This is a genomic window from uncultured Neisseria sp., assembly GCF_951230505.1.
GTDB lineage: Bacteria > Pseudomonadota > Gammaproteobacteria > Burkholderiales > Neisseriaceae > Neisseria.
Window position 1 is genome coordinate 1 of the sequence record NZ_CATNVN010000007.1, and the last position, 20768, is coordinate 20768.

Consider the following 20768-nt stretch of genomic DNA (forward strand, 5'->3'; position numbering starts at 1 on the left):
TATTCTTTGATACAGCTGTTGGTGGTGATGCTGTTGGTTTCGATATTGGCGACGGTGGATATTAGGCCGTCTGAAAGATACTTAAGAATAGCTTTCAGACGGCCTTGTTGTAAGATGAGTTTTTGATATTGGCGTACTTTTTTAAATACAGATAAAATCCCTGCTAATTATTTATAACGATATTTTTAGGATACACAGTGCTTGCTTTGGATTATTGTCATCAAAAGGCTGCAGAAAGCCATTCCAGTTTTTTATCCGGCTTTCGTTTTTTATCGGTAGGAAAACGAAATGCGATCACTGTTTTATACGCTTTTTGTCGCGAACTAGATGATGTAGTTGATGGCTGTACCGATCCAAATGTGGCTCAGATAACGTTGAATTGGTGGCGTAGTGATTTGGAGAAAGTGTTTAATAATGAGATGCCTGAGCATCCTGTCCATCAAGCTTTAAAAGATATTCGGGTAAATTTTGACTTGCCGAAGAATGAATTTGAGGCCTTGATTGATGGCATGCAGATGGATTTGGAGCAGGCTCGTTATGGTAGTTTTGATGAATTAAAGCTGTATTGCCACCGTGTTGCAGGGGTAGTGGGGTGCCTTATTGCGCGGATTTTAGGTTTTTCCAATCCAAAAACTTTGGAATATGCGGACAAAATGGGCTTGGCTTTGCAATTGACAAACATTATTCGCGATGTGGGCGAAGATGCGCGACAGGGACGAATTTATCTGCCGATAGAGGAAATGCAGAAGTTTGACGTACCTGCCAATGTAATTATGCAGTGCAAACCGACAGATAATTTTGCAAAATTAATGCAATTTCAAGTGAATAGGGCGCGTGAATCTTATCGTGAAGCAATGTTGCTTTTGCCGGCCGCGGATAAGAAATCGCAAAAAGTCGGCTTGATTATGGCGGCTATTTATTATGCGTTGTTGAATGAAATTGACCGTGATGGTGCGCAAAATGTTTTGACTTATAAAATTGCGATTCCTTCTCCCCGTAAAAAACGTATTGCTTTAAAAACTTGGCTGTTTGGATTTAAACCATGAATACTAAGCGTCCAAAAATTGCTGTGATTGGCGCCGGTTGGGCAGGTTTGTCTGCGGCGGTTTCCCTGATTCATCGAGCTGATATTTCTTTGTTTGAGGCCGGGAGACAGGCTGGCGGTAGGGCGCGTGCCATAGCCGGGAAAGATGATGGATTCAGCTTTTTGGATAATGGGCAGCATATTTTGTTGGGTGCGTATCATGGTGTTCAAACTTTGATGCAATATATTGGCGTTCAACCCGAGTCAGCCTTTTTACGCCAGCCTTTGCAATGGTACATCCATGAAGGATTACAGTTTCAGACGGCCTCTCTGCCTGCGCCTTGGCATTTGCTTGTCGGCATCCTACGTGCGAAAAATCTTTCTTTTTCATTGAAAATCAAATTGCTGTCGGATATGTCGGCATTGCGACGTTGGGCTGCTCATCATAAAACTGATTTGACGGTTGCAAAGTGGTTGAGAACACGAAATGTTCCCCGCAGTATGCTTGGTCAATTTTGGCAACCTTTGGTTTGGGGTGCTTTAAATACGCCGTTAGAACAGGCATCGTTGCGCATTTTATGTAATGTATTGAATGATGGCGTGTGGTCTGAAAAGGCGAACAGCGATTATCTTTTGCCTAAGCAGGATTTAGGGCGGATCGTAGCCGAACCGGCGTTGGCGTTCCTACTCACGCATGGTGCAAAGATACATCTTGAAACTCGTGTTTCACATTTAAACCATCATATCGATGGCCGAATTGAAATCAATGGTGAAGTATTTGATGCGGTGATTTTGGCTGTTGCGCCATATCATGTTGACGCGCTTTTGCCTGAAGATACGCCTGACTATATTCAGACGGCCTATCAATCGTTTCACTACCATGCGATTACTACGGTTTATTTGCGTTATGCCCAAGCAGTCAAACTGCCGGCACCTTTAACCGGGTTTTCTGATGGTGCGGCGCAATGGGTGTTGCATCGGGGAGCGTTGGGTTTACCGGATAATGAAGTCGCGGTTGTCATCAGCGTTTCCGATTGCACCGAAGCTTGGAAGGATAAAGATTTGGCCGAGAAAATTCATGCGGACATTAAGCGGGTTTGTCCGGATTTGGATAAGCCCGAAGCCGTACGCATTATTACGGAAAAACGCGCGACTACGGCGGCAACGGTTGATTTTGTACAACCTGATTTCTCATGGTTGCACCATCGCCGTATTTATCCGGCCGGCGACTATCTTCATCCGCGCTATCCGGCAACATTGGAGGCTGCTGTTCAGTCTGGCTTTGCAGCGGCTGAAAAGCTTATGCTGGATTTGCAGGTTGAATAAACTGAGGCCGTCTGAATGTTCAGACGGCCTTTTTGACTTTACAAAACTTACCAAGCCGATACAATATCCGAAACCATAAAGTTCAAGGAAAAGTCATGACGACATTAGCGGACAAAACCATCTTGGTTACCGGCGCATCCCAAGGCTTGGGTGAGCAGGTTGCCAAAGCCTATGCGGCTGCCGGAGCGACTGTCATTTTGGTGGCGCGTCATCAAAAGCGTTTGGAAAAAGTATATGATGCCATTGTAGCTGCGGGCAGCCCTGAGCCGTTTGCCATCTGCTTTGATTTGATGAGCGCGGAGGAGAAAGAGTTTAAGCAATTCGCGGAAACCATTGATGAAGCCACAGGCGGAAAATTGGATGGCGTGGTACATTGTGCCAGCTATTTCTATGCCTTGTCGCCATTGGACTTCCAAACCGTATCGGAATGGGTCAACCAATACCGTATTAATACCGTTGCGCCTATGGGCTTGACCCGTGCGCTGTTCCCATTGTTGAAGCAATCCGAAGATGCTTCTGTGATTTTTGTTGGCGAAAGCCACGGCGAGAAACCGCAAGCCTATTGGGGCGGTTTTGGTGCCTCTAAAGCCGCGCTCAATTATTTGTGTAAAGTGGCCGCGGATGAGTGGGAACGTTTTGACAACCTGCGTGCCAATGTTTTGGTGCCGGGTGCCATCAATTCGCCGCAACGTATTAAATCTCATCCGGGCGAATCGAAAAGCGAACGTAAAAACTACGAAGATGTCCTGCCGCAATTTATTTGGTGGGCAAGCCAAGAGAGCAGGGGGCGGACAGGCGAAATCGTCTATCTGTAAATCTACCTACTCAGAGTGGTTTGAAAACATGAGGCCGTCTGAAATCTGTATTTTCAGACGGCCTTTAAATTATTGAGTTTTATATCTAATAATATGAAAGTTTGATGTTTGACGTGTTAATAGGCACTCATCAGGCTGGCACAAAATTAGATATAGTAATCTAAGTTATAGTTATATTGGATAAATATGACGGAATTTGACTTTATCAGACAATATTTGCAGCGACAAAAATCGGAAGGTCTGATTTTGGGCATAGGGGACGATGCCGCTATTATTCGCCCAAGTAACGGATTTGATTTATGTTTTAGCGCTGATATGTTGGTCAAAGGCAGACATTTTTTTGAAGATGTTTTGCCTGAAGATTTGGCATGGAAAATGCTTGCAGTAAATCTGTCCGATATGGCCGCTATGGGTGCCAAGCCGCGTTGGGTGTTGCTCAGTGCTGCGCTGCCTGAATTGAATCAAGACTGGCTCAAACGTTTTTGCGATAGCTTTTTTGCTTTAGCCGCGCGGTTTGATACGGTATTGATTGGTGGCGATACAACCAAAGGCGATTTGGTCTTTAATGTAACGATAGTAGGTGAAGTTCCGACAGGGCGTGCCCTGCGGCGTGATGCGGCCGAAGTCGGCGACGATATTTGGGTATCGGGTCGGTTGGGTTTGGCTGCCGCTGCTTTGAACAAACATTTGGGGCATTATCCATTGCCGTCTGAAATCATGGCGGTTTGCGATGATAAATTGCTCCGTCCGGAACCGCGCGTTTCATTGGGTCAGGCATTGCTGCCGTTTGCCCATGCCGCGCAAGATGTTTCAGACGGCCTGGCTCAAGATGTGGGGCATATTTTAAAAGCTTCTGCTGTCGGGGCGGAAATATTTGCCGATTGTGTGCCGTCGTTGCCTGAATTGAAAAACGTTTTGTCGCGCGAACAATGGTTGTCGGCAGTATTGGCGGGCGGCGATGATTACGAACTGATTTTCACTGCTGCTCCAGAAGACAGGGAACGCGTTTATCAGGCGGCGGAACAAAGTGGTGTACCGGTCGCCCGAATTGGTAAAATGACTGACTCAGGCCGTCTGAATATTTTGGATGCCGAAGGCGGCGTATTGGAACTGACTTCTTTAGGATTTGATCATTTTGGCTGAACGTAAACCTACTTTTTCTTGGCTGTTGCACAAACCATTGTGTTTTTTAGGATTCGGTTTCGGCAGCGGCTTGTCGCCTGTTGCGCCGGGTACGGCCGGAACGCTGGCAGCATTACCTCTGGCTTTTGTATTGTGCCTGTTGGGCATAGACGGCTGGATATTGCTTTTATTATGTATCGCCTTGTTTTTCTGGGGTATCCGCATTTGCGGTTATACCGAGAGGGAATTGGGTATTCAGGATTACGGCGGTATCGTCTGGGATGAAATTGTCGCGATGCTGCTGGTGCTGTCGCTGATTCCGTTTAAATGGAGCTGGTGGCTGGCGGCTTTTGTTATTTTCCGCTTGTTTGATGCGTTGAAACCATGGCCGATCAAATGGTTTGACCGGCGGATTCATGGAGGTTTAGGCATTATGCTTGATGATTTGATTGCGGCTGCGATGACCTTGATGGTCTTGGGCCTGTTTTATTGGATCGCGTGATGCGTTTTAAGTGTTTCGACCCTTTGAAAAAATAGGGCGGGCACGCCGGAATTATCCGGATTGAAATAAAATAAATACCATACGGGGTAAACAATTATGAATGAAATCGAGATTAACGTGGAGCCGCGTTATATGGCCGGTCAGAGCGACGTCTATCGCGACCGTTACGCCTTCAATTATCTGATCACCATCTGCAACCGCAGTGATGAAATCATTACTTTGCGTCAGCGTTTTTGGGAAATCACCGACGGACACGGTGAGACAGAGCAGGTCGGTCATGCCGGCTTGATTGAAGAGCAACCTGTTTTGTACCCGGGCGAAGCCTATGAGTACAACAGCGGTTCGCAAATCAGTACGCCTTGGGGCAGCATCGAAGGCGCGTATGAGTTTGAAGACAGTATCGGCAAACGTTTCGTTATCGGGGTGCCGAAGCTTGAATTCAAAGCAGGCTTTACTTTGCAATAGGCCGTCTGAAAAATGAAAAACCGGAACATGCGAAATGTTCCGGTTTTTCATTTTTCAGACGACCTTATCAGTCTTTGCAAGGCTGTACCAATACCCACGGCGCTACAACGACCGCCCACATTTCCTGATTATCCGCTAAACATGTGCGTGCCATATCATCGCTGATGGCACCGAATTTGCCTTGTTCCATCCATTGTTTCAATGGCGCGGCTTCATCTTCGGCAACATGGCGGGCGACGGCAATCAAATCCAAATCAGGCGCAACATAGACGGTGGCACCGCGTGCAAAGTGGGGTTGCAGCTCTTCCCATGAAATGCGGGCGGTTTCGGTATTGAGTTTTTCGTTTAAGAGTGGAATAGACATAGGACAATCATCAAATAAAAAATGGATTGTAACCGATATTCGGCCTTTTGCCCGATGCCGTCTGAAAACGAAAGAAATTTACAGGGTTAACGTTATACAGTATCATTTTAATGTTTTAATTTTCTTTCAGACGGCCTGTTGTCCGTATTCGGACAAGGGCGGTTTTAGGCTTATGAATTCTGTATTGTTGACCGGATTGCTGCAAAGGCTGCTGATTGCGCTTGCCGCATTGGTGGCGTTGTGGGCTGTATATTTTTGGGCGGTGTCGCCATGAGTATCGTGGTGAAAAATCTGACGGTCAGCTATCAGCGCAGGCCGGTGGTGCACCATGTGGATATGGTGTTTGACGATGGCAAGATGTGGACGATTTTCGGGCCGAACGGCGCGGGTAAATCGACTTTGCTCAAAGCCATTATGGGCTTGCAGAAGACGGATACGGGCAGCGTGCGCTATGAAAATATGGCGCGCAAGGATATTGCCTATCTGCCGCAGCAGTCGGATATTGACCGCAGCCAGCCGATGACGGTGTTTGAACTGGCGGCGATGGGGCTGTGGTATGAAATCGGCTTTTTCGGGCGTGTGAACGCGGCGCAGAAAAAGCGCGTAATGGCGGCTTTGGAACGCGTGGAAATGCAGGATTTTGCCACGCGCCAAATTGCGCATTTGTCCAATGGCCAGTTCCAACGCGTATTGTTTGCGCGGATGCTGGTGCAGGATGCCAAATTTTTGCTGCTGGATGAACCGTTTAATGCGGTGGATGCGCGGACGACTTATGCGCTGTTGGAAGTTTTGCGCCAGTGCCATCAGGACGGTCAGGCGGTGATTGCCGTGTTGCATGATTACGAGCAGGTGAGGGCATATTTTGCCAACACGCTGCTTTTGGCGCGTGAAAAAGTGACTGCCGGTGCGACGGAAAATGTGTTGACCGATGAATTTTTGGCACAGGCCAACCGAATGATGCAGAAACAGGAAGCGGCCGATTGGTGCGCGGTTTAATGGACAAGGCCGTCTGAAAGTAAGTATTTTTCAGACGGCCTCAGGCTTTCAGAGATTAATAAAAAAGCGATAAAACATGAATTTATATGATTTGGTCGTCGCGCCGTTTACCGAATTTGACTTTATGCGCTATGCCCTGGCGTCGATTTTCTGCCTGGCATTGAGCGCGGCGCCTGTCGGTGTGTTTTTGGTAATGCGCCGCATGAGTTTGGTGGGTGATGCCTTGAGCCATGCAGTTTTGCCCGGTGCTGCCATTGGCTATATGTTTGCCGGTTTGAGTTTGCCTGCGATGAGTGTCGGCGGTTTTGCGGCCGGTTTGCTGATGGCTTTGTTGGCAGGTTTGGTCAGCCGGTTTACTTCATTGAAAGAAGACGCGAACTTTGCCGCATTTTATTTGAGCAGCCTCGCCATCGGTGTGGTTTTGGTCAGCAAAAACGGCAGCAGCGTCGATTTGCTGCATTTGCTGTTTGGCTCGGTATTGGCAGTGGATATTCCGGCTTTGCAGCTGATTGCCGTTTCTGCGAGTGTGACTATTTTGCTGATGGCGGTCATGTTCCGTCCGCTGGTGTTGGAAAGCATAGACCCTTTGTTCCTCAAGGCTGTCGGCGGTAAGGGCGGCTTTTGGCATGTGCTGTTTTTGGTGCTGGTCGTGATGAATTTGGTTGCCGGTTTTCAGGCATTGGGTACGCTGATGTCGGTCGGCTTAATGATGTTGCCGGCGATTACCGCCAGACTGTGGGCAAAAAGCATGGGTTGGCTGATGATTTTGTCTGTCGCATTGGCTTTGCTTTGCGGCTTGGCAGGACTGTTGTTTTCCTATCATATCGAAATCCCGTCCGGCCCGGCGATTATTTTATGCTGCGGCACGCTTTACCTGATTTCCGTCGTGTTCGGTTGGGAAGGCGGTATTTTGGCAAAATGGCTGCGCCGCAAGAAACACCGCACGGCATGATTTTTCAGACGGCCGCTTGAATAATCAGGCGGTCTGTTTTATGATGATGTTAATGTTACGTTATATCACTGGAGAGAATATGAAACATTGGAAACTCGGCATCGTTGCCGCATTATTGACCGGTGCAGCTTATGCCGCTCCGCTGCCTGTTGTCACCAGCTTCAGCATTTTGGGTGACGTGGCCAAACAGATTGGTGGCGACCGTGTGGCCGTTCAAAGCTTGGTGGGCCCTAACCAAGACAGCCATGCCTACCACATGACCAGTGGCGACATCAAAAAAATCCGCAGTGCCAAATTGGTATTGCTTAACGGTTTGGGCTTGGAAGCCGCCGATGTACAGCGTGCAGTCAAACAGAGTAAAGTTCCTTTCGCCGAAGCGACCAAAGGCATTCAGGCTTTGAAAGCAGAAGAGGGCGGCCATCATCATGACCACGATCACGAAGGCCATCATCACGATCACGGCGAGTTTGACCCGCACGTTTGGACCGATCCCGTCCTGATGGGTACTTATGCGCAAAACGTTGCCAATGCTTTGATTCAAGCCGACCCTGAAGGCAAAACCTACTATCAGCAACGTTTGGGCAACTATCAAATGCAGCTGAAAAAACTGCACAGCGATGCGCAGGCTGCCTTTAATGCCGTACCTGCCGCCAAGCGTAAAGTCTTGACCGGACACGATGCGTTCTCTTATATGGGCAAACGCTACAATATTGAATTCATCGCCCCTCAAGGTGTGAGCAGCGAAGCCGAGCCGTCTGCCAAACAAGTGGCTTCCATCATCCGCCAAATCAAACGCGAGGGCATTAAAGCCGTCTTTACTGAAAACATCAAAGACACGCGCATGATTGACCGTATCGCCAAAGAAACCGGCGTCAATGTCAGTGGACGTTTGTATTCTGATGCATTGGGTGGTGCACCAGCCAACAGCTACATCGGTATGTATCGCTACAATGTCAAAGTTATGACCGATGCCATGAAAAAATAAAGCGGCTTAAAGATAAAGGCCGTCTGAAACTTAAAAACAAGGTTTCAGACGGCCTTTTATATGCTTATTTTTAAAATAAACCGTCAAATTTAGAATATAAAAATAAAATTTATGCTATTAGAAGTTTAATTATCAAAAATTCATGCTAATTTGCTTGGCAAGTACGCACCATCCGTGCGAATTGCTTATCGGCTGTCTGCCAGCCACTCACGGCTTGACTTCACCCTGTTACAATTCGGCATCTTCACGTTTCTTAATATTACATCATGAGCAACCATTCATCTTGGTCATCCAAAATCGGCTTTGTGCTTGCTGCGGCAGGCTCGGCCATCGGTTTGGGTGCAATTTGGAAATTCCCTTATACAGCCGGTACCAACGGCGGCGCTGTATTTTTTCTTTTGTTTTTGATTTTTACGATTTTGGTAGCCTTGCCGGTTCAATTGGCCGAGTTTTACATCGGCCGCACGGGCGGTAAAAACGCCATCGACTCCTTCAAAGTATTGCGCCCCGGTTCGCAGTGGCCGTGGGTTGGCCGCATGGGCGTGGCCGCTTGTTTTATCTTGCTGTCGTTTTACAGCGTGGTCGGCGGCTGGGTATTGAACTACGTCGTGCACAGCTTTACCGGCGAAATTCATGCCGGTGCAGACTTTGAAGCCTTGTTCGGCAAAACGATTTCTTCGCCGTTTGGTTCGCTGTTTTACCAAGGCTTGTTCATGCTGATTACCATTTGGGTGGTCAAAGGCGGCGTTTCAGACGGCATTGAAAAGGCAAACCGCGTGTTGATGCCGGGTTTGTTTATCCTCTTTATCGCGCTGGCTATCCGTTCGCTGACCTTGCCCGGCGCAATGGACGGCGTGGCATTCTTGTTGAAACCGGATTGGTCGTATTTGAAACCGGGTACGATGCTGACTGCTTTGGGTCAGGCGTTTTTTGCCTTGAGTATCGGCGTGTCCGCGATGATTACCTATGCTTCGTATTTGGGTAAAGATCAGGATATGTTCCGTTCCGGCCATATGATTATGTGGATGAACCTGTTTGTGTCGCTGCTGGCCGGTTTGGTGATTTTCCCTGCGGTATTTGCCTTCGGTTTTGAACCCGGCCAAGGCCCTGGTTTGATTTTTGTTGTGTTGCCTGCGGTCTTCATGAAAATGCCGATGGGTACGTATTTGTTTGCTGTGTTCATGCTGTTGGTTGTCTTTGCGACGCTGACTTCCGCGTTTTCCATGCTGGAAACCGTTATCGCGGCAACCATCCGCCAAGACGAGAAAAAGCGCAGCAGCCACGCTTGGGTAACCGGCATTGCGATTTTCATAGTCGGTATTCCTTCGGCGCTGTCATTTGGCGTTTGGAGCGAGTTTAAAATTTTCGGCAAAACCATTTTTGACTTGTGGGACTTCATTATTTCCGCCGTTATCATGCCGATTGGCGCATTGAGCGTTGCCGTGTTTACGTCATGGGTTCAGGACAAACAGTCTGTCCTGCGTGATGCGGGCATGGGCAGCACCATTCCGAAACAGCTGCTTTACCTGTGGTTGGGTGCGCTTCGCTATCTTGCGCCGATTGCGATTATTGTGGTGTTCATCAACTCTTTGGGTTTGATTTAATCCGATAGAGAGCAAACAGTCCGGCGTTGCATTGTTTCGCCGGACTGTTTGTTTAAAAACATCATTAAAAATATTAAGGCCGTCTGAAAATTTTTCAGACGGCCTTTTTATATACGCATGAGGCTGATTAGAACTTCGCTTGCAGCCTCAGCCATGCAGTACGGCCGGGTTCGTTCACGCGCATGGTTTGTGTACCGGCAGACGGGTCGCCGCCGCGGCTGACGAATTCAGCATAGTTTTTGTTGAACACGTTGTCCACGCCACCTTGTAATGTGGCGTATTTGCTGAATTTCCAACCAGCGTTGAGCGAGAGTACGCCAAAGCCCGAAGAGGCACCGATGTCTTGGCCGACGATATTGCCTTGGCCTTTGCTGTAACGGTTTTGTTTGGCCACGACGCGCCATAATGCGCCCGCACTGAATTTGCCGTTGTCAAAGGCGAGGGTGTTGTTCCACTCGAGCGGTGGCGTTTGTGCCAAAGGTTTGCCGTCGGTACGGTTTTTGCCGTGGGTGTAGGCGAGGCTGGTGCCGACTTCCCAGTTAGGCGCAAATGTCCATTTGACTTCGGCTTCGCCGCCAAAGCGTGAAGCGTTGATGTTGCGCACGTTGAAAATCTTGTCTTTGCTCTCCATCATGATGAAGTCTTTGATGTCGCTGCCGAATACGGATACGGATGCGTGGAGATTAGGACGTTTCCAGATTACGCCTGCATCGATTTGGCGGTTTTGCTCTGCGCGGATGGCTTTGTTTTCAGAGTGCAGGCGTTCCCAGTAGTCAGGCGCGCGTTCGGCAATGCCGAATCCGGCATAGTATTTCAGACCGTTGTCCGTATTTCTTTCCCAACGCAGGAAGCCTGAGTTCAAATTGAATTTCTGATGTTTCAAAACGGGGTCGGTTACGCGCGCGGTATCGTAATGCGCTTTGACTTGGTCATGGCGCAAACCTGCTACCCAGCGTTGATTGTCGGTTTGCTGCCAAGAGGCTTCGGTGAAAACACCCCATTGTTTGAAACTTTGGTTGGGCATATAAGGCTTGTGGCTGTAGCCGTCGCCGCCACGCTCATGACGCGCGACGTGGACATCATCCAAATAATCCAAACCGGTTTGCAGGTTAAGCTTGTCCCAATCGAAAGTGGCTTTCAGACGGCCTGTATCGGTATTGCGTTTAGGGTTGTTGGCATTTTTAATCTGCATGCCGGCACGGTTGCGGATGGTACGCAGGCTGTATGTGTCCATCACGTGGTCGATTTCGCTTTTACCGTAGCGCAGTTCCAATTCGCTGAACCATGGGGTAAGGTTGCGTTGGGTAAAACGGATATTCCACGCATCACGGTCGAATTTGCTGCCGTCCATCATGCGGTCGGCGTAGGCAACCTTGGCTCTGCTGCGCTCGTATGTACCGGCAATGGTGGTGTTTTCTGTCGGAGTAACACCCAGTTGCAGCATTTGGCTGTCGCGTTTGAAGTTGGAGTGAATGCGGTTGCCGTCGCCGTCTTTGTAATCGTCGGCTTCGTTATGGGAGATATTGGTACGGACATAGCCGTATTTGCCGCCGAACTCGGCTTCCAGCGAGCCGTCAAGGCGGTCGTTGCTGCCCGCCGTCAGGGTGGCGTTGATGTTGTAAGGTTTTTCAGTGAAATCAGGATCTTTACGGATAAATTGCACCGAACCGCTGACCAAGCCCATACCTTGGGTGACGGTTTGCGGGCCTTTGGTGACCACGACTTTATCAAACGAATTGGGGTGGATGTAGGCAGTCGGCGGGTCCATGCGCATACCGCAACCACCATAAATAAATTGGTCGTCGGCATTGACGGAGAGGCGCGAGCCGCCCAAACCGCGGAACAGCGGATCGCCCGAGCTGCCGCCTTTGCGGATGATGCTCATGTTGGGCACGGATTGTAAAAGGTCTGCCCCGTCTCCGGCAGGGAGGGGTTGCAAAGCAGCTTTGGGGTTGAAAGTAACGCGATTGGCTTTTTGTTGTTGTGTGCCGGTGACGGTGACAGGGGAAAGGGTAACTGTTTCTTCAGGTGTAGGGTTAGTCTCTGCCCATGCTTGGGATACGGCTAAGGCAATGGGTAAGATAAGTAATGGTGGGTATTTCATATTGTTTCTCTCTATTATTAGGAATTATATTAACTAATACCTAAGTATTATACATAAAGTCTAGTTAAATAGAAGCAGTGGGATTTTAATCTAAATCAATATTTTCAGATTTTGGACGCATAGGTTGTTTATTAAGATTGGTCATACCAAAATATTGATTTGAAGGCATTGGTGAGGTTACTTGATAAAAATGAATGTGTTTGAATTAAACTGCTTGCAATAGGGAGAATGGCATTTCTTGACGAAAAAATAGGGGATTGATTAGAATGGGCGGCCAATTGGTCAATCCAATTTATGGCCGTCTGAATACAACTGTCCTTCAATCATCAGGAATACAACATGACGAAATTGGTTCGTCCGCAAAAAATCAGCGATCAGGTTTTAGCCGTTTTGGAAGAACGTATCGCGACCGGCATTTATGAAGAAGGCAGTAAATTGCCTCCCGAACGTACGCTCGCGGAAGAATTCGGCGTATCGCGGCCGTCGGTCAGGGTGGCGTTGAATATTTTAATTGCCAAGCAGGTTTTGGAAGCGCGGCAGGGCGATGGCTATTATGTTTCCGTCAAGCCGCAGCAGGATTTTTTACAAAGCTGGCAGGAGTTGCTCGGCAAACATACCAATTGGGAAACAGACGTATTCGATTTCAGTTGTCACGTTGAAGGCTGTATGGCGGCGCTGGCCGCCGAAAGACGGACTGACGCCGATTTGAAACGCATTGACTTTTGGCGGCAGAAATTTGAAGCGGCCTGCGAAAGCGGAAATTTGGAGCATCAAGCAGAGGCGGATGTCAGCTTTCATCAAACCATTGCCGATGCCGCACACAATATCCTGTTCAGCCATCTTTCCAGCAGCCTGCTCAAAATGCTTTATCAGCAAACACGCAGCGGCATTATCTATATCCATCAAACCGAAGACCCGCGCCCGACGCTGATTGCCCAACACCGCACTATTTTTGAAGCCATTGCCCAGGCCAAACCGGCCGAGGCGGCGGAAGCGGCCAAGCTGCATTTGAATTATGTCGCCCGCCGCATTTTGCAGGACAGGGAATATCAAAGCCGCAGCGAGCATGCGGATGTATTGGCGCAAAACGATTTGAAACGAGTAGATTGGTAGCCTTTAAAAATAATCAGGCCGTCTGAATTTTTTCAGACGGCCTGATTTTGCAAATAAGGCCTTTTAGTGCCACAATCTTCCTCATTCTGTCTGAAAACAAAGGAAGCACCATGTACCGTCATGTCGAGTATTATCCGGGTGACCCGATTTTGAGTTTGGTTGAAACCTTCAAACGCAACGAGCGTCCTGAAAAAGTCAATTTGAGCATCGGCATTTATTTTGATGACGAAGGCAAAATGCCGGTTTTGGAATCTGTCCGCCGGGCAGAAGCAGAGCGTGCGACTGTACCGCGACCATCGCCTTATCTGCCGATGGAAGGTTTGGACACTTATCGGAGTGCTGTTCAGCGTTTGCTGTTTGGGCAGAATAATCAGGCGCTGGCAGAAGGGCGCGTTGCAACCATACAGACTTTGGGCGGTTCGGGGGCGTTGAAAGTCGGTGCCGACTTTTTGCACCGTTGGTTCCCTGAAGCGAAAGCCTATGTCAGCGACCCGACTTGGGACAACCATAAAGGTATTTTTGAAGGCGCCGGTTTTGAAGTGGGGACGTATCCTTATTACAACCCTGAAACCGTCGGCGTGAAATTTGAAGAAATGACTGCGTTTTTCAAAACATTGCCGGAAAACAGCGTCTTGATCTTGCACCCATGCTGCCAAAACCCGACCGGCGTCGATATGTCGCAAGCGCAATGGGATGAAGTGTTGGACATTATCAAAACGCACAAGCTGATTCCGTTTATGGACATTGCCTATCAAGGATTCGGCGAGGATTTGGACAGCGATGCCTATGCAATCCGTAAAGCCGTCGAAATGGGCCTGCCTTTGTTTGTCAGCAATTCTTTTTCGAAAAACCTGTCGCTGTACGGCGAGCGCGTCGGCGGTTTGAGCGTAGTGTGTCCTGATAAGGAAGAAGCAGAGCTGGTGTTCGGACAGTTGAAATTTACCGTCCGCCGCATTTATTCCAGCCCTGCCGCTCATGGTGCATATATCGCTTCTGATGTGATGAACAGCGAGGAGCTGCGCGCTTTGTGGGAAAACGAAGTTTACGCCATGCGTGACCGTATCCGTGCCATGCGTCAGAAACTTTATGATGTTTTGACGGCCAAAATCCCCAATCGCGATTTCAGCTATTTCATCAAACAGCGCGGCATGTTCAGCTATACAGGCTTGACCGTAGAGCAGGTACACCGCCTGCGTGACGAGTTTGCCGTTTACCTGCTGGATTCGGGCAGGATGTGTGTGGCCGGTTTGAATGCATCGAATATCGATTATGTGGCCGAAGCATTTGCCAAAGTGTTGCAATAGCCGTTCAATCTGAAATTGAATGTAGTTTTATTTGAAGTAAATCAAAAGGCCGTCTGAAAAATTTTCATCTTTCAGACGGCCTATTTATAATTGGCGCACCCAACAGGGATCGAACCTGTGACCTCCAGCTTCGGAAACTGACACTCTTCCAACTGAGCTATGGGTGCGAAAGCCGTAAGGTTAACGCATATTGGCTTTATTGGCAAAGTTTATCTTGAAAGTGTCTGAAAGTGGCATTGGCGGTCACTTTTTTGCATGGCTGGAATAATCAATTAACTACAAAGGCTTAGCAGAATTCAGATGGCCTTTTGAGGATTTTTGCGTATCTTTTTCTCAAGATGGATTGGAAAGCCTTTGCGAATTCAGTATAATCCAGCAAAATATTGTTAACTGCGTTTAACACATAAACTATAACTTACAGCACAACCTAACCTAACGGCGAGGCCTACCAAATGAAACAACTCCGCGACCACAAAGCCCAAGGCTCTGCATTGTTCACCCTTGTGAGCGGTATCGTTATTGTCATTGCAGTGATTTACTTCCTGATCAAACTGGCGGGAAGCGGTTCATTCGGCGATGTTGCCGAAACAACCGAAGCTGCGACTCAAACCCGTATCCAGCCAGTCGGCCAACTCAAAATGGGCGACGGTATTCCTGTCGGCGAACGTCAAGGCGACCAGATTTTCAACAAAATCTGTATCCAATGTCACGCGGCGGACAGTATTGTTCCTAATGCGCCTAAATTTGAAAACAAAGGCGATTGGGCTCCTCGTATCGCCCAAGGCTTTGATACCTTGTTCCAACACGCTTTGAACGGTTTCAACGCAATGCCTGCCAAAGGCGGTGCGGCTGATTTGACCGATCAAGAATTGAAACGCGCCATTACTTACATGGCCAACAAAGCCGGCGGTACTTTCCCTGATCCTGATGCCGCAGCTCCTGCCGATGCAGCCGCTTCCGGTGAAGCCGCTTCAGCTCCGGCGGCTGAAGGTGCAGCTCCTGCAGAAGCCCCTAAAGCAGATGCGGCCAAAGCAGATAACAAAGGTGTGGCAGCTCCAGCAGCCGGCGGTGCAGACGGCAAAAAAGTTTACGAAGCCAACTGCCAAGCATGTCACGGCGGCGCAGTTCCAGGTGTTCCTCATGTAGGTAAAAAAGAAGACTGGGCTCCTCGTATCAAACAAGGTAAAGACACCCTACACAAACACGCACTCGAAGGCTTTAACGCAATGCCTGCCAAAGGTGGTAACGGTAGCCTGAGCGATGATGAAGTGAAAGCTGCAGTTGATTACATGGCTAATCAGTCTGGTGCTAAATTCTAAGATTTGATTTTGAATCTCGAATAGGAAGCGCATTCTGCAAAAGGATGTGCTTTTTTTGTGCAGGAAATCCGGATCTTGCTATAATACTGAAGTAGTAAATTATTCTCATGATCAAGGGTCGTCTGAAAGATTCAGACGGCTTTCGAATACAATCAAGATTCTTTTAAAGAAGTTCAACAATATTCACATACGACAAAACAATCACGGAGTTATCTCATGGCAAAAAAATATTTCGGTACTGACGGTGTGCGTGGCGAAGTCGGTCAGTTTCCTATCAATCCTGATTTTGTCTTGAAATTAGGCTATGCGGCAGGTCAGGTTTTGGTGCAGCACGAAGGTGAAATCAAACCGACCGTCTTGATCGGTAAAGACACGCGTATTTCAGGCTATATGCTGGAAGCTGCGCTGATTGCAGGCTTTACTGCCGCCGGTGTCAACGTTATTCAAACCGGCCCTCTGCCAACCCCGGGCGTAGCGTATTTGACCCGTGCTTTGCGTTTGTCTGCCGGTGTGATGATTTCTGCTTCCCATAACGTTTATTCTGACAACGGCATTAAATTCTTTGCCGAAGGCGGTGTGAAGCTGAGCGATGAAATCGAGTTGGAAATCGAAGCCAAAATCGATGAGGAAATGAAAACCCAGCCGTCCAGCCGTTTGGGTCGTGCGCGCCGGATTAATGGTGCGGATGACCGCTATATCGAGTTCTGTAAATCCACTTTCCCAAGCCATTTGGACTTGCGCGGTCTGAAATTGGTGGTCGATACCGCCAATGGTGCAGGCTATGCAGTTGCGCCTAAAGTATTCCACGAATTGGGTGCGCAAGTGGTGAGTATCGGTGATGAGCCAAACGGCTACAACATCAATGAGAAATGTGGGGCAACCCATCCGAAAGCTTTGCAAGCGGCTGTATTGCAAAATGAAGCCGATTACGGCATTGCCTTGGATGGTGACGGCGACCGTTTGATGATGGTTGACCGCAATGGCAAAGTGTATGACGGCGACAGCCTGATTTATGTGATTGCCAAAGCACGTGCGCACGAAGGTGTGGAAATCGGCGGCGTAGTGGGTACAGTGATGACCAATATGGCGATGGAAATTGCTTTGAAAGAGCAGGGTGTTGATTTCTGCCGCGCCAAAGTGGGCGACCGCTATGTGTTGGAACAGCTCCACCAACGCGGTTGGTCGATTGGCGGCGAAGCCAGCGGCCATATTTTGTGCATGGACAAACACAATACCGGTGACGGCATCATTTCTGCGCTGCAAGTTTTGGCCGCACTGCAAACCTTGAATCAAGACCTTGCCACTGTTTGCGCCGATTGGCAGCCGTATCCGCAAACCATGATTAACGTCCGCATCAAAAAAGGTCAAAACTGGCAGGATGCTTCCAAAGAGGCTTTGGCTGAAGTGGAAAAAGAACTCGAAGGTAAAGGCCGCGTGGTCTTGCGCGCATCCGGTACTGAGCCTGTCGTGCGCGTGATGGTGGAAGCCAAGCAGGCAGACTGGGCGAAAAAAGGCGCAGAAAAAATTGCCGCTGCCATTCAAGGTCAAAAGTAACAGTATGTTTGATGTTGAATTGAACTAAATAAAAGGCCGTCTGTTGTTCAGACGGCCTTTGTGTTTCAGTTGAAAGCTTAGTTGCTCAAGACATCAACGCCTTTAGGAGGAGTGAATTTGAACATACCGCTGGATAGGTTAGGCTTGGTGTTCAAACCGCTGAAGCTGATGCTGGTTTGGTTGCCGAAGCTGTCTTTCAACTGCATTGCGGCGAGGTTGTCGCCTTTGAAGCCGATGCGGATGTATTGATAGCCGGCATTGTTTTTCTTAGGCGTAGCCAAAACGTAGTCGATACCGTTGGCAGAACCGTCTTCTTTCAGCGTGTAGCTGCTGTCCAATGCGGTTTTATTGGAGAGGATGGCGGCAGGGCTGTCGCCGATGGTTTGGTCTTGTGAGGACTTGGTTACTTGCGCCAAATCTACGTCATAGAGCCAAATGGTTTTGCCGTCGCCAACAATGGTTTGTTTGTAGGGTTTGGTGTATTCCCATTTGAACAAGCCCGGGCGCAGGATTTTGAATGTACCGTGTGTGGTTTGGGTTTTCTTTTTGCTGTGAACGGTTTGGCTGAAGTTGCCGCTGATACCGTCAGCGTCATTATTGAATTTTTTCAGGGCATCCACTGCGCCGGCTTGTGCAAAGCCGATGGCTGAAGAAAGCAGCGCGGCAGCGGTCAGGGTGAACAGTCGGGTAGTTTTCATGTTTTGGTTCCTTGTTCGGAGAGATGGGTTCAGTATAGACGTTATGGTGTAACAGGCAAGGGGCTGAATGGAGGGTTTAATTTGTGTAAATATGAAAAATCCAATCAAGTGACTGAAATAATTTCATTTCTTCAGACGGCCTGCATTTGGTTTTGACGTTTTTTTAATGAAGCACACAATGGTTTGGTGTGGTATTTAATGTCATTTTACGGAAAGCGTGAAATTATAGTCTTTCTGTTTGCTTTTTAAAACGGTTATAATATTTATCTTTTTAAAACGGTTATAATATTTATCTTTTTAAAACAATGGTTTTGTATGTATCTGAATCCTTATCCTTTATTGGAACAGGCTTTGCTGTCGGACAATCCGGATGAAAAGGGAAGATTGACGCAGGCCTTGTTTGCGCAGTTGGGTGAGGCGGAAGGTTTGACGGTTGAAGAGTCAAAACCTGTGGATTGCCGTTTTGCCGGTCATCCGCTCCGTCCGCGTTTGGTTGCCCCTTCGGAAGTCACGCCGCGCAAGATGAATACGGTCGAAGGCTATGCGGCGATGTTGCACGCGATTGCGCACATTGAATTTAATGCGATTAATCTGGCTTTGGATGCGGCGTATCGTTTTCGCAATATGCCGTTTCAGTTTGTGCGTGATTGGGTAAGGGTGGCGAAAGAAGAAGTGTTTCACTTCGGCTTGATGCGTGGCCGTCTGAACAGCTTGGGCTACGATTACGGCGATTTTGAAGCGCACGGGCATTTGTGGGATATGGCGTATAAAACTGCTTACGATCCCTTGTTGCGCATGGCTTTGGTGCCGCGGGTGTTGGAAGCGCGCGGTTTGGATGTCACGCCGGGTATTCGTGCAAAAGTGGCGCAGCGCGGCGATGTGGAAACCTGCGATGTGTTGGATATTATTTATCGCGATGAAGTAGGGCATGTCGCCATCGGCAATCATTGGTATCAGCATCTTTGCCGTGAGCGCGGTTTGGAACCGGTTGCCTTGTTCCGCAGCCTGATTGCGCGTTACGATATGTTTATTTTCCGCGGCTACGTCAATATCGAAGCACGGGAACGTGCTGGATTCAGCCGTTTCGAGCTGGATATGTTGGAAGATTTTGAGAAAAGTTTGAAACAGGATAAAAAGGCCGTCTGAAACGGTAAAACCATCATGGCACATCATCACGATCATTCGCACGCGCATACTACGCATACCGCCAATAAGCAAGTATTGCGCATTTCATTTTTCGTCATTGCCGGATTTATGCTGGTTGAAGCGGTCGGCGGCTGGCTAACCAACTCTTTGGCCCTGCTTTCCGATGCGGGGCATATGTTCAGCGATGCGTTTTCGTTGGGCGTGGCATTGTGGGCATTCAAACTTGGCGAGAAACAGACCACGCTGCAAAAGACATTCGGTTACAAGCGTTTTGAAATTTTGACGGCGATGTTTAACGGATTGTCGTTGGTGTTGATTGCGGCGATGATTTTTTATGAAGCAGTCAAACGATTGTTCTATCCGCCGGAAATTTTGACGGGCGGCATGTTGGTGGTCAGTATCATCGGTTTGCTGGTCAACATCGGCGTCGCCGTTTATATGTTGAAGAATAGCGATACCGAAGAAAACGTTAATATGCGCGGTGCGTATCTGCATGTAATCAGCGATTTGTTCGGCTCGATAGGGGCGATTGTCGCAGCGGTACTGATGATGGCGTGTGGCTGGCAATGGGCGGATACGGTTGCCAGCGTATTGGTGGCGGCGTTGGTAGGGCGCAGTGGCTGGATGTTGTTTAAACAGACTTTGCACATTTTGATGGAAGGTGCGCCGGAAAACATCCATACCGATGAGTTGCTCAGCGTTATCCGCAATACGGAAGGCGTAAAATCCGTTCACGACTTGCATGTTTGGACGATTACCAGCAATATCCACGTTTTGTCCTGCCATATTGTCGTAGATGGCAACATGACGGTTGCAGAGTCCGAACAAATCGCCTACCGCATCGAACATGAATTGGCGCATCATAACATCGGGCATTGTACGATTCAGATTGAAAGCGAACAGCATCCGCATAAAGATGAAGTTTTGTGTTCGCAGGAAATGCACGAACATCATAATGAATAATGAGGAAAAAAAATGGATAAAAAACAATTAGAGGCAGATTTTCATCATGCTATGTTAGAAATTTATGATTTGGCAAAGAAATTACCGACACCTTATAGGGCTACGCGGTTTAAGCAAATGGTAGATGAGATGGGTGGTAAGGCTGCAGCCGATAAATTACTAGCTTCGCCAGATATTAGCCAAGGCTTAGGAGAACTATACCTTGCAGGCCAAGAAAAAGGATTAAAAATCAGCATGGAGTATTTAATTCTCCAAGAACGCTGGTCACCGTTGTTCACAGAAGAACAGAAAAGCATTGCGCGTAAAAAATTAAAGCAATGCGGTTTAGATGTTTAAAAATTCATCATCACCATTAACCATATTCAGGCCGTCTGAAACTTGTTGGATTGTTCAGACGGCCTTCTAAAATCAT

The 20768-nt window shown here is 48.3% G+C and carries 20 protein-coding genes and 1 tRNA gene; 17 read left to right on the forward strand and 4 right to left on the reverse strand.

All coding sequences use genetic code 11. The features are described from left to right. Nucleotides 1-197: 197 nt before the first annotated feature. The 6 genes from hpnD to apaG all read left to right on the forward strand — a co-directional run bounded on the left by hpnD (nt 198) and on the right by apaG (nt 5254). Nucleotides 198-1046 (forward strand): presqualene diphosphate synthase HpnD, encoded by an 849-nt coding sequence (hpnD, locus tag Q1M25_RS01045; RefSeq protein ID WP_300480779.1) that lies wholly within the window; start codon nt 198-200, stop codon nt 1044-1046. Next, nucleotides 1043-2350 (forward strand): hydroxysqualene dehydroxylase HpnE, encoded by a 1308-nt coding sequence (gene hpnE / locus Q1M25_RS01050; RefSeq protein ID WP_300480781.1) that lies wholly within the window; start codon nt 1043-1045, stop codon nt 2348-2350. Before hpnD ends, hpnE begins: the two co-directional genes overlap by 4 nt. A gap of 95 nt (nt 2351-2445) precedes the next feature. Then, nucleotides 2446-3165: an SDR family oxidoreductase gene (locus Q1M25_RS01055; protein WP_049331115.1), complete on the forward strand. Its 720-nt coding sequence runs from the start codon at nt 2446-2448 to the stop codon at nt 3163-3165. 186 nt (nt 3166-3351) lie between these two features. Next, complete coding sequence (gene thiL, locus Q1M25_RS01060; RefSeq protein WP_300480785.1) at nt 3352-4308, forward strand: thiamine-phosphate kinase; 957 nt, start codon at nt 3352-3354, stop codon at nt 4306-4308. Continuing rightward, nucleotides 4301-4789: a phosphatidylglycerophosphatase A gene (locus Q1M25_RS01065; RefSeq protein WP_063068949.1), complete on the forward strand. Its 489-nt coding sequence runs from the start codon at nt 4301-4303 to the stop codon at nt 4787-4789. Before thiL ends, Q1M25_RS01065 begins: the two co-directional genes overlap by 8 nt. Nucleotides 4790-4885: 96 nt before the next feature. Continuing rightward, the gene (apaG, locus tag Q1M25_RS01070; RefSeq protein WP_003682575.1) at nt 4886-5254 is read left to right on the forward strand and encodes a Co2+/Mg2+ efflux protein ApaG; all 369 of its coding nucleotides are present in this window, start codon (nt 4886-4888) and stop codon (nt 5252-5254) included. Between the two features lie 67 nt (nt 5255-5321). Here apaG and Q1M25_RS01075 read toward each other — a convergent pair whose 3' ends face one another. Further along, a complete protein-coding gene (locus tag Q1M25_RS01075; protein WP_300480792.1) occupies nt 5322-5618 on the reverse strand; it encodes a DUF2288 domain-containing protein in 297 nt (98 codons plus the stop codon). A 270-nt stretch (nt 5619-5888) separates the two neighbouring features. On the opposite strand from Q1M25_RS01075, the gene Q1M25_RS01080 reads away from it, so the two are divergent. The 4 genes from Q1M25_RS01080 (at nt 5889) to Q1M25_RS01095 (ending at nt 10155) form a co-directional block, all read left to right on the forward strand. Then, entirely contained in the window at nt 5889-6614 is a 726-nt protein-coding gene (locus Q1M25_RS01080; protein ID WP_300480795.1) for a metal ABC transporter ATP-binding protein, read from the forward strand. Nucleotides 6615-6690: 76 nt separating this feature from the next. Beyond that, on the forward strand, nt 6691-7566 hold the full coding sequence (locus Q1M25_RS01085; protein WP_285070981.1) for a metal ABC transporter permease: 876 nt from the start codon (nt 6691-6693) through the stop codon (nt 7564-7566). 79 nt (nt 7567-7645) lie between these two features. After that, on the forward strand, nt 7646-8551 hold the full coding sequence (locus Q1M25_RS01090) for a zinc ABC transporter substrate-binding protein (protein ID WP_049331107.1): 906 nt from the start codon (nt 7646-7648) through the stop codon (nt 8549-8551). A 266-nt stretch (nt 8552-8817) separates the two neighbouring features. Next, nucleotides 8818-10155 carry a sodium-dependent transporter gene (locus Q1M25_RS01095; RefSeq protein WP_300480803.1) on the forward strand — a complete coding sequence of 446 codons (1338 nt, stop codon included), beginning with the start codon at nt 8818-8820 and terminating at the stop codon, nt 10153-10155. Nucleotides 10156-10282: 127 nt separating this feature from the next. On the opposite strand, the gene Q1M25_RS01100 is transcribed toward Q1M25_RS01095, so the two are convergent. Then, the gene (locus Q1M25_RS01100; RefSeq protein ID WP_300480805.1) at nt 10283-12259 is read right to left on the reverse strand and encodes a TonB-dependent copper receptor; all 1977 of its coding nucleotides are present in this window, start codon (nt 12257-12259) and stop codon (nt 10283-10285) included. 339 nt (nt 12260-12598) lie between these two features. Here Q1M25_RS01100 and Q1M25_RS01105 point away from each other — a divergent pair, with 339 nt between their 5' ends. Both Q1M25_RS01105 and Q1M25_RS01110 read left to right on the forward strand, forming a co-directional pair. Next, nucleotides 12599-13372 (forward strand): FadR/GntR family transcriptional regulator, encoded by a 774-nt coding sequence (locus tag Q1M25_RS01105; RefSeq protein WP_049348800.1) that lies wholly within the window; start codon nt 12599-12601, stop codon nt 13370-13372. Nucleotides 13373-13482: 110 nt separating this feature from the next. Beyond that, on the forward strand, nt 13483-14676 hold the full coding sequence (locus tag Q1M25_RS01110; protein ID WP_300480807.1) for an amino acid aminotransferase: 1194 nt from the start codon (nt 13483-13485) through the stop codon (nt 14674-14676). Nucleotides 14677-14767: 91 nt separating this feature from the next. On the opposite strand, the gene Q1M25_RS01115 is transcribed toward Q1M25_RS01110, so the two are convergent. Then, nucleotides 14768-14843 (reverse strand) — tRNA-Arg (locus Q1M25_RS01115). Between the two features lie 285 nt (nt 14844-15128). Between Q1M25_RS01115 and Q1M25_RS01120 the strand changes: the two genes are divergently transcribed. Then, nucleotides 15129-15995, forward strand: a complete 867-nt coding sequence (locus Q1M25_RS01120; protein ID WP_101756114.1) for a c-type cytochrome — start codon at nt 15129-15131, stop codon at nt 15993-15995. 216 nt (nt 15996-16211) lie between these two features. Then, nucleotides 16212-17549, forward strand: coding sequence for a phosphoglucosamine mutase (gene glmM / locus Q1M25_RS01125; protein ID WP_101756115.1), 1338 nt, complete (start codon nt 16212-16214; stop codon nt 17547-17549). 77 nt (nt 17550-17626) lie between these two features. Here the strand turns inward: glmM and lolA are convergent, their stop codons facing one another. After that, the gene (gene lolA, locus Q1M25_RS01130) at nt 17627-18247 is read right to left on the reverse strand and encodes an outer membrane lipoprotein chaperone LolA (protein WP_003682545.1); all 621 of its coding nucleotides are present in this window, start codon (nt 18245-18247) and stop codon (nt 17627-17629) included. 315 nt (nt 18248-18562) lie between these two features. Between lolA and Q1M25_RS01135 the strand changes: the two genes are divergently transcribed. The 3 genes from Q1M25_RS01135 to Q1M25_RS01145 are packed head-to-tail and all read left to right on the forward strand — an operon-like array spanning nt 18563 to nt 20692. Continuing rightward, a complete protein-coding gene (locus Q1M25_RS01135; protein WP_300480814.1) occupies nt 18563-19393 on the forward strand; it encodes a ferritin-like domain-containing protein in 831 nt (276 codons plus the stop codon). A 15-nt stretch (nt 19394-19408) separates the two neighbouring features. Continuing rightward, nucleotides 19409-20356, forward strand: coding sequence for a cation diffusion facilitator family transporter (locus tag Q1M25_RS01140; RefSeq protein WP_300480817.1), 948 nt, complete (start codon nt 19409-19411; stop codon nt 20354-20356). Between the two features lie 12 nt (nt 20357-20368). Continuing rightward, nucleotides 20369-20692, forward strand: coding sequence for a hypothetical protein (locus Q1M25_RS01145; protein WP_049323167.1), 324 nt, complete (start codon nt 20369-20371; stop codon nt 20690-20692). The last annotated feature ends 76 nt before the right edge of the window (nt 20693-20768 follow it).